The sequence below is a fragment of the Bacteroides sp. 90-K9/2 genome, assembly GCF_047310725.1.
Taxonomy (GTDB): Bacteria; Bacteroidota; Bacteroidia; order Bacteroidales; family Bacteroidaceae; genus Bacteroides; species Bacteroides vicugnae.
Window position 1 is genome coordinate 1,820,911 of record NZ_JBCGVL010000001.1, and the last position, 16,292, is coordinate 1,837,202.

At 40.2% G+C, this 16,292-nt stretch carries 9 protein-coding genes; 3 read left to right on the forward strand and 6 right to left on the reverse strand.

The features are described from left to right. Nucleotides 1-29 precede the first annotated feature (29 nt). From AAHJ11_RS06845 to AAHJ11_RS06855, 3 genes are all read left to right on the forward strand, one after another. Nucleotides 30-2,309, forward strand: coding sequence for a GH92 family glycosyl hydrolase (locus tag AAHJ11_RS06845; RefSeq protein ID WP_217721359.1), 2,280 nt, complete (start codon nt 30-32; stop codon nt 2,307-2,309). Continuing rightward, a complete protein-coding gene (locus AAHJ11_RS06850; protein ID WP_320975268.1) occupies nt 2,306-4,573 on the forward strand; it encodes a GH92 family glycosyl hydrolase in 2,268 nt (755 codons plus the stop codon). Before AAHJ11_RS06845 ends, AAHJ11_RS06850 begins: the two co-directional genes overlap by 4 nt. 147 nt (nt 4,574-4,720) lie before the next feature. Further along, nucleotides 4,721-5,155 (forward strand): DUF6078 family protein, encoded by a 435-nt coding sequence (locus AAHJ11_RS06855; protein ID WP_167511841.1) that lies wholly within the window; start codon nt 4,721-4,723, stop codon nt 5,153-5,155. Between the two features lie 273 nt (nt 5,156-5,428). Here the strand turns inward: AAHJ11_RS06855 and AAHJ11_RS06860 are convergent, their stop codons facing one another. Genes AAHJ11_RS06860 through AAHJ11_RS06885 form a run of 6 tightly spaced genes read right to left on the reverse strand, consistent with a single transcriptional unit; the run spans nt 5,429 to nt 15,646 of the window. Continuing rightward, complete coding sequence (locus AAHJ11_RS06860) at nt 5,429-6,931, reverse strand: BACON domain-containing protein (RefSeq protein ID WP_320975269.1); 1,503 nt, start codon at nt 6,929-6,931, stop codon at nt 5,429-5,431. A gap of 35 nt (nt 6,932-6,966) precedes the next feature. After that, nucleotides 6,967-8,382, reverse strand: a complete 1,416-nt coding sequence (locus AAHJ11_RS06865) for a BT_3987 domain-containing protein (RefSeq protein WP_148366471.1) — start codon at nt 8,380-8,382, stop codon at nt 6,967-6,969. Nucleotides 8,383-8,403: 21 nt separating this feature from the next. Continuing rightward, nucleotides 8,404-9,570, reverse strand: coding sequence for a DUF1735 and LamG domain-containing protein (locus tag AAHJ11_RS06870; RefSeq protein ID WP_148366472.1), 1,167 nt, complete (start codon nt 9,568-9,570; stop codon nt 8,404-8,406). Nucleotides 9,571-9,580: 10 nt separating this feature from the next. Beyond that, nucleotides 9,581-10,657, reverse strand: a complete 1,077-nt coding sequence (locus AAHJ11_RS06875; protein WP_195648584.1) for a glycoside hydrolase family 18 — start codon at nt 10,655-10,657, stop codon at nt 9,581-9,583. 28 nt (nt 10,658-10,685) lie between these two features. Then, the gene (locus tag AAHJ11_RS06880) at nt 10,686-12,308 is read right to left on the reverse strand and encodes a SusD/RagB family nutrient-binding outer membrane lipoprotein (RefSeq protein ID WP_217721362.1); all 1,623 of its coding nucleotides are present in this window, start codon (nt 12,306-12,308) and stop codon (nt 10,686-10,688) included. A gap of 11 nt (nt 12,309-12,319) precedes the next feature. Next, nucleotides 12,320-15,646 (reverse strand): TonB-dependent receptor, encoded by a 3,327-nt coding sequence (locus AAHJ11_RS06885; protein ID WP_148366475.1) that lies wholly within the window; start codon nt 15,644-15,646, stop codon nt 12,320-12,322. Nucleotides 15,647-16,292: the final 646 nt, after the last annotated feature.

A 16,292-nucleotide genomic window follows, 5' to 3' on the forward strand; every position in this document is an offset into this window, starting at 1 on the left:
TGTGATAAAACTTAAAAGCCATTAATACCATGAATTTAAAAACATTCCTAACAGTAGGATGTTTAGGAGGTTTATTCACACTTAGCTCCTGCACAGCCCCCACTAATGTAAAAGACTACAGTTCTTATGTCAACCCTTTCATCGGTACCGGTGGACATGGACACACTTTCCCCGGAGCAGTAGTTCCCCACGGTATGATTCAACCCAGCCCGGACACCCGAATTGATGGCTGGGATGCTTGTTCGGGTTACTATTATGCAGACTCTACCATCAACGGTTTCTCACATACACACGTCAGCGGCACAGGTTGTTGCGACTACGGGGATGTGCTACTCATGCCTACTGTCGGCAAACAACAATATCTAACTACCGATCCCCAAAGCCAGACACTGGTCTATGCTTCTTCTTTCTCTCACGAAAACGAGGTGGCAGAACCGGGGTATTATTCTGTTTTTCTGGACACCTATCAGGTAAAAGCTGAAATATCAGCAACTAAACGCGGTGCCATCCACCGTTATACTTTCCCCGAAAATTCAGAATCCGGTTTTATCATCGATTTAGATTACAGCCTGCAACGACAGACTAACTCGGAAATGGAAATCGAAGTGATCAGTGACACGGAAATTTGCGGACATAAAAAAACTACTTATTGGGCTTTCGACCAATATATTAATTTCTATGCCAAATTCTCTAAGCCGTTCTCTTATACATTGATTACGGATTCTATTACCATGGACGACGGCAAACGACTTCCCGTCTGCAAAGCACTGTTGCATTTCGACACGAAGAAGAACGAACAAGTACTTGTGAAAGTAGGCGTTTCCGCTGTCGATATAGCAGGCGCACGCAAGAATGTCGAATCTGAAATTCCCGGATGGGATTTCGATAAGGTACGCAAAGACGCACGTCAGGCGTGGAATCAATATCTGTCGAAAATTGACATTACAACTTCCGACAAGGAAGATAAAACCATCTTCTACACCGCTCTTTACCATACGGGAATCAGCCCGAATCTGTTTAGCGATGCAGACGGACGTTATTTAGGAATGGATCTCGAAGTGCATCAGGGAGATACTGTCAATCCTGTGTATACCGTATTCTCATTGTGGGACACTTTCCGCGCATTGCACCCGTTAATGACGATTATCGATCCCAATTTGAATAATCAATTTATCAATTCACTGATAAAGAAGCAACAGGAAGGCGGAATATACCCGATGTGGGATTTGGCTTCCAACTATACCGGTACCATGATCGGTTATCATGCTGTCCCCGTCATAGTGGATGCTTATATGAAAGGGTATCGCAATTTCGATGCAAAAGAAGCCTATAAGGCCTGTCTGCGTGCAGCCGAATATGATACTACCGGTATCAAATGCCCGGACTTGGTACTGCCGCATCTCATGCCGAAAGCGAAATATTATAAGAATGCCATTGGTTATATTCCCTGCGACCGTGAAAATGAATCCGTAGCTAAAGCGCTGGAGTATGCGTATGATGACTGGTGCATTTCTATTTTTGCAGAAGCAATGAATGATTTTGAGTCCAAAGCCAAATACGAGCGTTTTGCCAAAGCATACGAATTCTATTTCGATAAATCAACCCGCTTCATGCGTGGACTTGACTCGAAAGGTGAATGGCGCACCCCGTTCAATCCGCGTGCATCGACTCATCGCAATGATGATTATTGTGAAGGAACAGCGTGGCAATGGACTTGGTTTGTACCTCACGATGTAGAAGGACTGGTCAACCTGATGGGTGGCGAGGAGGCATTCGTTCAGAAACTCGACTCACTGTTTGCGGCTGATTCATCACTCGAAGGTGAGACAACATCGTCAGATATCAGCGGACTTATCGGTCAATATGCACATGGCAACGAACCGAGCCATCATGTGATTCATTTGTACAATTACGTAAATCGTCCATGGAGAACCCAAGAATTAGTGGATAGTGTTTATCGCAGTCAGTATGCCAACAGTGTAGACGGGCTATCCGGTAATGAGGATTGCGGTCAGATGTCTGCATGGTACATACTCAACTCTATGGGATTCTATCAAGTATGTCCCGGAAAGCCGGTATATTCTATCGGACGCCCCGCATTCGATAAAGCAGTGATCAATCTGCCCGGAGGTAAAACATTCAGCATTATAGCAAAGAACAATTCCAAAAAGAATAAATACATTGAAAGCATATCACTGAACGGCAAGTCTTTGGAAACTCCATTCTTCAACCATCAGGATATAGTAAACGGCGGAAGAATGGAAATCAGGATGACTGACAAGCCTAACTACAAAACACATATACCATGAAAAGAATATTACTGACAGTTTGTGTGCTTGGTTGCACATTCTTTGCCAAAGCCAAAGACTGGACACAATATGTCAACCCGCTAATGGGTTCGCAGTCTACCTTCGAGTTATCAACAGGTAATACTTATCCGGCCATTGCCCGTCCCTGGGGAATGAACTTCTGGACTCCCCAAACTGGAAAAATGGGAGACGGGTGGCAATATACCTATACCGCTAATAAGATTCGTGGTTTCAAACAAACGCATCAACCCAGTCCATGGATTAATGACTACGGACAGTTCTCCATCATGCCAATAGTTGGCAAACCGGTGTTTGATGAAGAAAAGCGTGCCAGTTGGTTTGCGCATAAAGGAGAGATTGTCACTCCTTATTACTATAAAGTATATCTTGCAGAACATGATGTGGTCACTGAAATGGCACCGACAGAACGTGCTGTTCTCTTCCGTTTCACTTTCCCTGAAAACGATCACTCTTATGTTGTTGTAGATGCCTTTGATAAAGGTTCCTACATCAAAATAATCCCGGAAGAAAACAAGATTATCGGTTATACCACTCGCAACAGCGGTGGAGTTCCCGAAAACTTCAAGAATTATTTTATCATTGAATTCGACAAGCCTTTCACTTATAAAGCTACAGTAGCCAATGGTAATCTGCAAGAAAACATAGCCGAACAGACTACTGATCATGCCGGAGCTATTATCGGTTTCCAGACACAGAAAGGCGAACAAATACATGCCAGAATCGCCTCTTCTTTCATCAGCTTCGAACAGGCTGCCGCAAATATGAAAGAACTGGGTAAAGACAATATCGAACAGGTAGCCAAGAAAGGAAAAGAAGCCTGGAATCAAGTTTTAGGTAAAATAGAAGTGGAAGGAGGCAATCTTGACCAATACCGCACATTCTATTCTTGTCTGTATCGTTCATTGCTTTTCCCGCGCAAGTTCTATGAACTGGACGCCGCCGGACAACCGATTCATTACAGCCCGTACAACGGTCAAGTCCTGCCGGGATATATGTACACCGATACTGGTTTTTGGGACACATTCCGTTGCCTCTTCCCATTATTGAATCTGATGTACCCTTCTGTCAACAAGGAAATGCAGGAAGGACTTATCAATACTTACAAAGAAAGTGGTTTCTTCCCCGAATGGGCAAGCCCCGGACACAGAGGTTGCATGGTTGGTAACAATTCAGCCTCCATCTTAGTAGATGCCTATATGAAAGGGGTAAAAGTAGACGACGTAAAGACGTTGTATGAGGGTTTGCTTCACGGCACAGAAAACGTACATCCCGAAGTTTCTTCTACAGGGCGTCTGGGACACGAATTCTACAACAAATTGGGCTATGTTCCTTATGATGTGAAAATCAACGAGAACGCTGCCCGTACACTGGAATATGCATACGATGACTGGTGTATCTATAAACTGGCCAAAGAACTGAAACGTCCGAAAAAGGAAATCAACCTTTTCGCCAAGCGTGCCATGAACTACAAAAATCTTTTCGACAAAGAATCTAAATTGATGCGCGGACGTAATGCGGACGGCACATTCCAGTCTCCATTCTCTCCGTTGAAATGGGGCGATGCCTTTACAGAAGGAAATAGCTGGCACTACACTTGGTCAGTTTTCCATGATCCTCAAGGGCTTATCGACCTGATGGGCGGAAAGGATGAATTTATTACTATGATGGATTCTGTCTTTGCCGTACCTCCCATTTTTGACGACAGCTACTATGGACAGGTGATTCACGAGATTCGTGAAATGACAGTAATGAATATGGGTAACTATGCACATGGTAACCAACCCATCCAGCATATGATTTATCTGTATGACTATGCCGGCCAACCCTGGAAAGCCCAATACTGGTTACGCCAAGTAATGGACAGGATGTACACTCCGGGGCCTGACGGTTATTGCGGTGATGAAGACAACGGACAGACTTCCGCCTGGTATGTCTTCTCCGCCCTGGGCTTTTATCCTGTTTGCCCGGGAACGGATGAGTATATCTTAGGTGCCCCACTGTTCAAGAAAGCAACTCTTCATTTTGAGAATGGCAATAGTTTAGTAATTGATGCCCCGAACAATAGCAAAAAGAACTTCTATATCAACTCCATGAATTTCAATGGAACTAATTATACCAAGAATTATCTTCGTCACGAGGATTTATTCAAAGGTGGTACTATCAAAGTAGACATGGACAACAAACCTAATCAGAATAGAGGAACAAAAGAAGAGGATATGCCTTATTCTTTTTCTAAGGAATAAAAGCCCTTAAGACATAATAAAAGCCTATTTATCAAGATTCCAACTGATAAAAACAGCCTGAAAGTATCTTTTTACTTTCAGGCTGTTTTTATCTCCTCTTGATTACTTTTTCACTACCTTTGCTCCCACAAACAATAATTCATGAGCATGAAAGAAAAACTTGACTTTTCAGAAGTCCCTTATCAATACTCGATGTGCCTGAACCGACAATGTCCGAAAGCCGACACATGCCTTAGACAACTCGCCGAACAAAGTGTACCGGAAAAGGTCGAACATTGGACAATTATTAGTCCCAAGCGTTTAACTACTGTAGAAGGAGATTGCCCTTATTATCGTTCCAATATCAAAGCGCGCTATGCAAAAGGATTCATCGGCATCTTGGAAAGCCTGCCCCATAAACAAATGGAAAGTGTAATCACACACCTAATGAGTTTTTTCAGTCGCAGAACCTATTACCGTGCCCGCAAAGGTGAACGTTTACTCTCTCCCGCCGAACAACAGCAAGTGCTGAATATCCTTAAGCATTGTGGTGTTTTACAACCACCTAAGTTCGATAAGTATATCGAAGCTTATGACTGGTAACAAGCCTTAAATGCCATGACAGTGACACCATATTGGCACAGTTGTGCCATCGAAGTGGCACGCTTGTGACAAGGCGATGGCACAGTCGTGCCACCACGGTGGCACAAATCATTAAAACCAAGGATAGCTATTAAGAAGCAAAAGAAAAATCCTCCTGCTCTACCATTCTATATAAGTAAGGTAAAGCAAGAGGATTTTGTCTAAAGATGATAAGCAATGAATAAAACAGCTTTATTCTGCTGAACGATGCCGGATAGTAACGGCTTTATTTGTTTATTTATAAACAATAGTCGTTGCGTCATTTTTAGTTAGATTCGGAATCTCCTGGCCTTTTTTCAGATAAAGAGTTTTAACTTTATTACTACGGTTAGCATTTAAGGTCGTTAGCATTGGACATTCTGAAACATCAATAGAAGTCACATTGTCATAACTTTCGTACCATGAAATAATGCTTAAATCTAAAGATTCCAACTTACTGCTACTAAATTTAAGGCTTTCTGCATATGAATACGCATAAGTTCCCCCTGCATTAAAACTGGGGATTGGGTTATCTCCTAAATTATATTCTTCACAATAGGTTACGTCACTTAATGATAATGATTTCACTTTATGTAAACCTGAAATATCAAGCTTCTTCATATTTGTGCAATATCCCAAACTTAATGAAGTGAGGTTCGGGAAGTTTTCTATTCCCGTAAGATCCGTGAGTTGACTAGAATATGAACTATTTGACAACGAAGTAGCGTTGAGTCCTGCTTCTAAAATAATGCATTGAGAACCAGCAATTGAAAGAGCCCAATTATTTTTTACCACAAGCGCTCTAAGGTTTTGGTCCGGAATACTTACTAATTCAACGTCAGGATCCTTTTGTACTACAGCGATATCACTGGCTAACGTATTATTTGTATTAGTAATTCGGACAAGACCTCCACGTGTGTCTGTAGCACCACTAAGAGTATAAGTCAAAGTTACTGTTGTCAAGCCATCATCTCCTAATTGCGGTTGAGAAACCGATTGTTCGGTAATCCATTCGTCTCCTTGTACAATTGAAGCCGTATATTCGACATTATATCTTACCTTGAATGAAATGGTACGCGCTGAAAGATCATACATCAAAACGTCCGTTTCCGGAATAATAGCTTCCGTTCGTTTTTGGTTTACATTGACGTTTACAGGGTTCGTAACAAGTGGGCTTGAAATAGTGATGGTAGCAGAACGTTCTTTATAAGTTACATTTTTTGCAGCTTTAAATGACAAGGTAACTTTACCACCAAAATCACTCCGTTTATCAAATGCCAACCATTCTTCACCACCCTCGCTATAAGTAATGACAGGTTCAGCGATATTTGTATTGAGCTGAATTTGTATAGCATTTTCTTCTCTTGAAATCGACAAGTTATCATCAGAAAGTAAATCTATAATATAATCAGGCAAAGTTTCTACCTGCAAAGGTGCTACAGCAGAACCTGTAAAGAATTTGAAAGTCGCCGTACGCTTCTCGTCCTGTGTATTAGGATCAATTGTAAAAGTGACTACGTCACCATCTTTTCCTGACGTAACCGACGGGTGTGCCCAATCACATACACCCGCCAATCTCCAATCTCCCGAGCTTGCCACTGTAACAGTAATGTTTCCTCCATTTTTATCAGTCTGGATAGTATTGGTAGACAATGAGATAGTAGCCTCACTCCCATTGATCGATTCATCATCATCGGAACACCCCCACAACATGGTAGCTGCCAACAATGTTATCATTATATTTTTTAGAAAGTCCATCTTTTTCTGTTTTTAAGGTGAAATATAAACTTCTGTTAGAGAGCCTTACGCTCTGTGCTATTTTTACTGTAATAGTGGCTCGGGTAAACGAGTTCTTCGTCATACAATCCTCTACATACGCTCTGGCAACGAGATACCTGCGACCTATATAATGAAGGATCAAGCGCAAAAAACATATAGTATCCATACCCGGCTTCTTTTTTAGAACGTGCCGTTGATTCACTTGAATTTCCGCTACCACGGCGGAGCTCAATCGACATGCCGCCACATTGTTTCAGTGTCATACCAGTACCAGGGCTTGCAGAGCCTCCATAATCAGCTACAGCGTAATCACAATATTGACCGGGATCAACACCATCAATAATCTGAAGGCTATTTGAGTACATTGCTCCAAGATTGTAGAGCGAAACAATCTTTTCAGGCATCGCTAATTTGCACTCATACATTAACCGTGAACCTGCATAGGCAGACTGACTTGCAAGCCATGGATTAGATAAATCCGGTGAGCTTGAATATTCATCGTCAAAAGCAACACCATCCAGATTGTATGCACGACAATAAGCTGCCAATTCCCGAGCAAACTCTTTAGCTCCCATATCCGAAAGTTGGGCTACTCCTGCTTCATCATGGTTACCTAAGATACTGATGATGACTTTCATACCAACCTTACGAAGTGGTTGTAGATATTTGTCATTATTGTCAAGCAAGAATTGAACATTTTCGTTGTTTGACAGATACACACGCTTCTTTTCAGGATCCCAGTTAATGTTAGCTGCAAAAAGCACTATATGATCAAAATAATACTTACCACTTTCTGTCAGAAACTCCAGTGCATTAAGTGGATTGGTATCATTAATCTCGAAGTAAAGTACCATCTGTACCGCATCTTTTCCTTTGTTGGTGTTAGGCTTGTTACGGTAATCTTGCACAAGAAGTACCATATGTTTGGATGATTCGGTCAATGTAACTCCTTCTGTTGTTGATGTAGCTGTCAAAGGAATGATATATGTTTCATCTTCTTTCATTCCTTCGAATGCGGTGAGAGTTACTTTTACACTCGGAGTATTTTTATCATCCGGCGCAAGCACAAAAGTACCATTATTGGCTATTTTGACGTTGGCTGCGGGAAAGGCTTTGAAATCAGTCTCATGGACAGCATTATAAGTAGCCACATATGATTCATCAACAGCTATTTGAACATCTACTCCTTTTTGAGGAAGTTTGGATAGCCGAAACACTACGTTAGTACTGTGTTCATTGTCACGGAGCTCCACAACAGAACTGTTTTTATTAGTATTTTCATCCAGTAGTAAACCGTTTAACTGCGTGGATGTTAGATAAGGAGATTCATCAATCCTGCTTCCTACTACAATATCATCTTCACAAGATGTAAAAATTGTCATGGCAAACATTGCCAATGGCAGAAAACTATGTTTGATATTATTTATCATATTCGAGATTTTATGAGTTTATTATTGAGGTAATGAGACGGACACCCAATTAGGTTCGTTTTCAATTGTCAAGTCATAGCCACTCGTACTGTAATCTTTTGCTACAGTTCCCGAGCCTTCGTTGAATTTCCAATAAGCGATAAGTCCTTCTGAATCAGGTTCTACTGTATAGAAATGATTGGCAGATTGGATTTCCTCTGCAGTAAGTACCCGGTTCCAAATTCTAGCTTCAGAAACAACTCCATCAAAGTAACGGTCACTTGAGTAAGCGTAACCTACCCAAAAACAACGTGAACCATCTTCTTCATTCGTATGTTTAGCTCCCAGATTAACGGAAGTTTTAGATACAGAGTCTGAAAGTTTCTCTACTCCATTGACATACACTTTAATGGCACCCCTATTAAAGGTAACAGCTAGATGATACCATTTGTCACTTTCAAACTGGAGATCTGTGCTTGTACAATTTCCGCCAGATGTAGCCACTTGTAATTGGTTGGATGGAACGCCAGCATCACCAAGGCGTAATAAGTAGTTACCTTCAATACCCATTAATGTATTTAATGTATTGGGGAACGAAGTAGCTTTGAACAAAATTTCCATTGTCTGCTCTGTCAAATTATTGAATTTAGAGTCATTATTAAAGTCGGGATAAGCACGATTTCGACTAATATTACATACTACGTTAATGAGCGATGCTCCGCGGAATACGTAATAATATGTTTTGGCACTTTGTAATATCCCAATTCCCTCCACAGATTTAATAGTTACAGGTAGTACATAAGTTGTTTTGAGGTCAAGCTCGCCTGTATTGGTGAATTCAATAAACACTTCAGGACTGACTATGCTACCGGACTTTATGCTTGTAGTAGTTTCAGGCATGGAATAGTGCTCTTCAGGCAGAAGTATTGCATTTTCATCATAATATGCCATTTTGTAAGTTGACAAAAGTTCAGGAGCGGGTGCCATAGTTACCATGATATCATGTTCTTCAGGCTTGGCTATAGCAACGGAAATACCAGCTTCCACATTTGTATCACCAGCTTTAAAAAGTATTTCTTTAGTAAAGTTGGATGCTGAAATGAAAAGCTTGTTATCATAGTGTTGCTCGTTTTCATCATTATTCTGGCAACTGCCGAGAAATACCGAAAAACCGGCAAGGGCAGTGATTATTAGGTTGTTTAGTTTCATAAAATGTTGTTTATTTAACGGTTGGACTCAATATATTAATGGCTTCTTTTATAGTCGGATAAATGTTGGCAACATTAAAGTAGTCTTTTTCCGCTGCATCAATCGAGATTCCTGCCTTGGTATAGTCAGAAGTTTTTGAGACAGCCCATTGAGCTGCTCCTATGATAGCAGACGAACCATCGCCTAGTTCCCCATTATAACTCCCTGAATTGGTAAGATAAGGAGTAGTCACCCCCATCACAAAGCGGTCAGTGGGCACATCCTTGGCAGATGCCATTAACACGAGATATGACATTTCATTTTGATTCTTGGCACCATGTGCATTGATAATAATATACTTACAATCAGCAAATAACTTCTTGTCGATAACATTTTGCGGAGAACCTTTGAAAATAATTGTTTTATCCATATTTGAAGCTTTCCAATTAGATACCACATCAAAAAATGCCGCTTGACGTGCTGTTTCAGCAGCTATTTCGCTTTCCTCAACCAGTGAATTAAGGTCAAAACCTGTATAGTTTGCTACAATTCCGTCTACTCCCAAAGCACTGCTTGCTGCAACTTGTTTAGCCACTTCATTCTTACAGTATTCAATAAAGCGTGTTGCATTATCAACAGGTTCTTCTTCTCCCTCATTCTCTGTTTCATCGGAAACAGTTTGTACATTGGCAGCTTCCTCATCAAGGATTTTTTTCCATGCACTTTCTATTTTATCGAAATCTACCAAACCTAACACTTTTGTACCTAACCGACGCACCTCTTCCATTTCAGATGCATTTACTTCGCTCACTTCCATGATATTATTCAAGCAAATGTAATCAATACTGTCGGGCATATCAGTAAGATGTTGGCTGCGCGAGGTTGGAATAGTGCTTACATTGTCAATTGAAGTAATCACAACCTGATGTTCTGATGTCTTGAATTCATTAAGAGACTTTACGTATTGGGCGTAAAGCTCGGGATTCTGTTCCTCAATAGTCGGCGTATTTAGTTTAATACTTTCTACATCTGTCCAGTCGGAACAAGATGCTACAGCAACCAGTGTCATTGCAGAAAACAATGTTTTGAATATACTATTTCTCTTCATATTCGTTCAATTTTCTTTTGATATATAATTATTTGCAATCCCACCAAACATGAGTAGCCATTGAGTCTCCTTTTTTAGTCTTAGACTCTTGAGTCAAAGTCAAAACAGCAGCCTCCACGCTTTCTTTATTTTCACGATATTCGTCGGTCGGATATGGCATACGCCGCGCACCTTCTGTATCATCAACAATACCACTGCTGGCATTTGCCGCCATCGGCATCAACTTTGGATAGCCGGTACGCCGATATTCAGACCATGATTCCATACCATTCGGGAAATTGGCAATCCATTTCTGAGTAATAATCTGTTCAAGACTTTTCTCAAAGTCACCACCAGCCCATGCTACTGTAACAGCAGTATTAATCGAACCGGAATAATCATAAGTCTGCCCACTCTGTCCTTTTAATGGATCCTTGTAGCCTTCTACTTTTCCAGTATTCGCCAAATAGCTTTCTACTCCACTACTGATATTGTTTTCTTCAAATGACAAACGGATACCTGCTTCATAAAGGTCTTTTGGAGAGCCTCCCATATTCCACCCACGAAGAGCTCCTTCAGCACGTAAGAAAGCAACTTCTGAAGCACGGAATACAACAATGTTATCACTTGCAGCTACTTTCATACAAGAAGAACCTTGTGACCAGGAATTATACTGTCCCTGCAAAATACCCCGACGCAATCCGACGTAACCTTCTTCTCCCGTATATGCATTCCCTGATACAGTACCAAAAGTACTTTTGTCATAATAGGCTTCACGACGAGGGTCATTATAACCATTCATGTAACAAGTTAAATCGGCTGAGATTCGTGCGTCAGACCATAGTACCATAAAACGTTGCCACGGATTATGATCGGCAACTTTGCGATAAGCACCGTCAGAGGCGGTAGTCATTACACCTGCTTCTACAGCTTCTTCAGCTAACTGCTGCGATGTTTTCCCGTTCACATTGAATCCTGATACGTAGCAAGTACGCATCGCCATTCTAAGCTTCAAAGAGTTGGCAAACTTGCACCATGCTAATGTATTACCATTATAAATTCTGTCTGCACTTGAACTGAAACTCTGGCTAGCATATTTACTCAATACTGAGATAACATTATCCAAATCCTCAAACATCTTAGTATAAACAGCTTGCTGAGAATCATAAGGGGATTTGATTGCGTTAGCGGCTCCCACCTGTGAATAAGGAATAGGACCATATGTATCTGTTACACGTAACATAACAACAATGCGATATAGCTCGGCTAATGATAAGAATAATTCATCATCACTCTGATTCTTCAAATTAAAATAATCAGGATAGAACTTTGAATAGAAATCATTAAATGGAATTTTCTTCCAGTCATCCGAAGGATTATAAGTCGCATAACGACCAGACCAACCTGTTCCCAAATTAGAGTCTGCTACATATCCCGAGAATCCTCCTGCCATCAAACAGTCTACATACTGAGAAAAGTTTTCTTGTTCCGGCATCATTAAATCCTGCAAATTAAGAGCTAATGACCTCACTAAATACCAATCTACCCCCATATCGTTCTGATCCGGTTCATGAGGATTCTTATTATAATCTTCAAAGTTTCCCGTACATGCAGTTGTACCAAAAAGAAACAAACCAGCGACTATAAACTGTATTATTGTATTTTTCTTCATCTTTTCAGTTTTTAGAATTTAAGTTTCAAATTGAATCCTACGCTACGAAGGCTAGGCATCATAAAGTAATCAATTCCTTGATAATAATTACCTGTAGTTGCCACTGACTCCGGATCGAAAGGAGCCTTACAGTAAATCATCCATAAATTACGTCCTACTAATGAAAGAGTTATATCCATTATGTTTTTCAGTTTTTTTCTTGGAATGGTGTAACTTACTGAAGCTTCTTGCAGACGCAAGTTAGTGGCGCTATACGTATAGTATTGAGGAATACCACTGTCAGCACCGACTACTGAATACCATTTTTGTGCATCAATTCTATCATTACCATTTATCACAACCCCACCATTGTCACGGGCTGCCGCTGTTACTTCAGACACACCATAGGAATCAAGTACGGCTTGGGTTGCAGAATACACAACACCTCCCAAACGGGCTGTTAACAAGAAACCAAGCCCCCAGTTGCCATATTGGAAATCATTACGCCATGCCATATTAGCTTTTGGGAAGACAGAACCTAGATAAATGTCATCAACTTTATCGTTTACTGTCACATTTCCATCTTCATTTACATAAATCTTATTATTCGAATCGCGGAGTAAGTCGGACTGTGAATAAAGATCACCCAAAGAACCACCTACTTTTAAAATAAACCTAGCCTTTGATAACCCACCTACATCCATTCGGTCTTTTGTAATCTCTTCACCTGTCACAGGATTTATATACCCGTCAATCAAGCTTAATATTTTGTTTTTATTGGCACTGAATGTATAATTCGAACTCCATGTAAATTTATTCCATGTATTTTTGTAACCCAAAGAGAGTTCTACACCACGGTTGCGTACATTACCAGTCTGTGCATAAAAAGTGCTGTATCCTCCTGTTGGAGAAAGTTTGGCATCCATAGTCTGATTATAAGTCTTGGTATTGTAGAATGAAACATCCAAATTGAAGTTTTTCAGAAAGCGTGCAGTAAGACCAACTTCCCAAGAGTCTGTTCTTTCCGGTTTCAAATCATATAATGGATATGCAGATTGAGAAGAATACGCTCCGGTAGAAGTATTCCAAGAGAAAGTCGGATATGCTAAGAAACGCCCGAAGGGTAGACCAACAGATGCCCATGAAGCACGTAATTTCAAGTAAGAAATACTTTCAGGTAACTTAAACAACTCTGACAGAACAATAGAAGTACCTACTGACGGGTAGAAAAAAGATGCTTGTTTTGAGTTCGGGCCCGCCAGTTGGCTCGGCCAATCATTACGTCCGGTAAGAGTTAAATAATAAGTACTCTTATAGCCAACTTCCGCTGATGCAAATATAGATTGAGTCTGTTCACGATAACCGGTTTCCTCACGTTTACCTGTATCCTTATCCAGTTGGGCAACAGTGAAAAAGTTAGGAAGACCGTTTGCGGCAATCGGTCCACTGACACCAAGAGCTTCAGAACGATTATCGGAATAGGAAGCACCAATATTGGCAGTCAGGCTCCAATCCTCTCCAAATGTCTTGTTAATATTCAGCAACAAATCCGCGTATGTTTGTTTGTCACGAGTATTTGTTACTCCATAAAAACCATTTTTACCTTCAGCTATAGTTTCAATAGTAGAAGCATAGTATTTTTGTGTATATGTGTTATAGGAATTATCCAAACGTACACGCCCGGCTACATTCAACCAACTTAAGATATCATAACTCAAAGCTGCACTCAACATATAACGGTCTTTGTCATTTTCGCGCAAGTTACGGTAGTTGATCCAGTAAGGATTTTGCAAACGAAAAGAACCACCACCTTGCGGCCAGTATTGAGTATACATGTTACGTTCTAAATCATAACGTTCATACATCTTATAATCTTCCCAGTCGTTACCACGTGGAAATAAATAAGCAGAAGCCAATGGATTGGCATAGATACCCTGGTTTACCATATTACGGTCTTTCTGCATAATATATTGAGCCCCCACATCCAACTTCATTTTATCATCTAGGAAAAGAGTTGTATTACGGAATGTAAAGTTATAGCGTTCATACTTATTATTGGGAATAATTCCACGTGAATTAACCGCAGCAGCAGACAAATAAGTCTGATTGTGTTCAGTTCCGGTAGAAAGTGTTACAGACTCTGTTCCGATAAGTCCTGTTTGGAAATAATCACTTGCAGGATCGTATCCATAGTAATTGGCATCGTTCAGTCTCTTTCCCCAACTGGCATCTGTGCCGGATGTGCCATAACGATTTTGGAATTCCGGCATAACAAACTGGGATAACATTTCTGTATTACTGGATACCGTCAGAGATACACGCCCAACTTTTCCTTTCTTTGTAGTAATTACAATAGCACCATTGGCAGCATTGCTACCATACAATGCGGCAGCAGCGGCTCCGGATAAGACCGACATTGATTCAATATCTTCCGGATTAATATCTGCTATAGCTTCTGTGGAACCTTGTGATTGAAATTCTTCAGAACCACCTGAAGCACTTAAATTATACATTGGAATACCGTCAATTACATAAAGTGCATTGGAAGATTGTTCAATACCTCTTGATCCACGCATAACAACCTTACTTGCACCACCAATACCGGAAGAAGAAGAGTTGATGTTCAAACCTGCGACCTTTCCATTTAGAGAGTTGATAAAGTTTGCATCTTTTACAGCCAAAGCCGATTCGGCATCTACTTGTGTTACATTGTAACTCAAAGCTTTCTCTGAACGTTTGATACCTAGTGCTGTAACTACAACCTCATCAATCACTTGTGTATCGTCCATCAACGTTATATTGATAGAGGTCTGCCCTTTTAAAGGCACCTCCTGTGTCTTATAGCCAATATAAGAATAAATAATAATAGGATTATTACTTTTTGTGATTATTTTATAATTACCATCTAAATCCGTAATAGCTCCATCTGTTGTTCCCTTTACTAAGATACTAACACCAATTAGAGGTTCACCCTTAGAATCCAATACTTGTCCGGTTATAGTACGTTCTTTTCCACTTTGCTGTTGTACTGGATTAGAATCCCCCTTTTCAGATAAATAAATAATATTCTCTTCTATTTTATAAGAGACTGCCTTATCTTTAAGGAGTGTACTTAATACTTGCTCCAAAGAAGCGTCCTTCACTTTAAGAGGCTCAACCGTAATGGTTGAAAGTTTGTCATTATAAAAAAACTGATACTTTGATTGTGATTGAATTTGCTTGATTACAGTGCCTAAAGTTGTACGGGGAGTTGATAAGGTCAACTGCGCCATAGCCCATTGTACAGGAACTGCCAAAAACAAAAAGACTAATAAAGCCCGAAATAACTTCGAGTTTCGAAGCGAATGTTTGCTTTCCATACATTTTATTTAATGGTTATACATTTTATTAAACTCTCAAGGATGGTGTCGACTTCCCCTCCTCTGTTAATAAAACAATGCTAAAATAATAAACACTTAGTCCGATTTATCTTTTTTTAAAAAAAAATCTTTTCCAAGAGAAAATAATTTGCGGGGTATGCGTGCCAATGCTTACGGTTCACACATGATTTTTACTATGGCCTCCAACTGAGACAATTTTGAAACAGTGCAATTACCGACTATGCAAAGAATAGCTCGCTCTTTCTAGGATGAAGAACTAGTATTCGACAGTATCAAATCTCTCAAAGACTGGAAATAATAAACTTATTAAAATGAAACTGAAGATATGAAAACAATAAATAAGTTATTAATGGTTATGTCTATCCTGCTCCTTGTAGGGTTGATGTAATGATGACAAACAGGAGGGAATTACAACAGAACCAATTTCTAAATTAGAAATAGAACAGGAAAATATAAAAGTAAAGATTGGTAGCGAAAATAAGGAGACTATCAGTATTACACAAGGAGGTGGTGAATACAACGTATCTTCACTAAATCTGTATATTGCCCAAGCTACGATAGAAAATAGTGGAACCCAAATAGAAGGTTTTCAAAATGTTGGAACAATAATTATAGTATCAAACAA

Bases quoted from the DNA above. Each gene is read 5' to 3' on its own strand.
- AAHJ11_RS06855 (WP_167511841.1), top strand. From the start codon at position 4,721: ATGAAAGAAAAACTTGACTTTTCAGAAGTCCCTTATCAATACTCGATG.
- AAHJ11_RS06850 (WP_320975268.1), top strand. From the start codon at position 2,306: ATGAAAAGAATATTACTGACAGTTTGTGTGCTTGGTTGCACATTCTTT.
- AAHJ11_RS06860 (WP_320975269.1), bottom strand. From the start codon at position 6,931: ATGGACTTTCTAAAAAATATAATGATAACATTGTTGGCAGCTACCATG.
- AAHJ11_RS06885 (WP_148366475.1), bottom strand. From the start codon at position 15,646: ATGGAAAGCAAACATTCGCTTCGAAACTCGAAGTTATTTCGGGCTTTA.
- AAHJ11_RS06845 (WP_217721359.1), top strand. From the start codon at position 30: ATGAATTTAAAAACATTCCTAACAGTAGGATGTTTAGGAGGTTTATTC.
- AAHJ11_RS06870 (WP_148366472.1), bottom strand. From the start codon at position 9,570: ATGAAACTAAACAACCTAATAATCACTGCCCTTGCCGGTTTTTCGGTA.
- AAHJ11_RS06865 (WP_148366471.1), bottom strand. From the start codon at position 8,382: ATGATAAATAATATCAAACATAGTTTTCTGCCATTGGCAATGTTTGCC.
- AAHJ11_RS06875 (WP_195648584.1), bottom strand. From the start codon at position 10,657: ATGAAGAGAAATAGTATATTCAAAACATTGTTTTCTGCAATGACACTG.
- AAHJ11_RS06880 (WP_217721362.1), bottom strand. From the start codon at position 12,308: ATGAAGAAAAATACAATAATACAGTTTATAGTCGCTGGTTTGTTTCTT.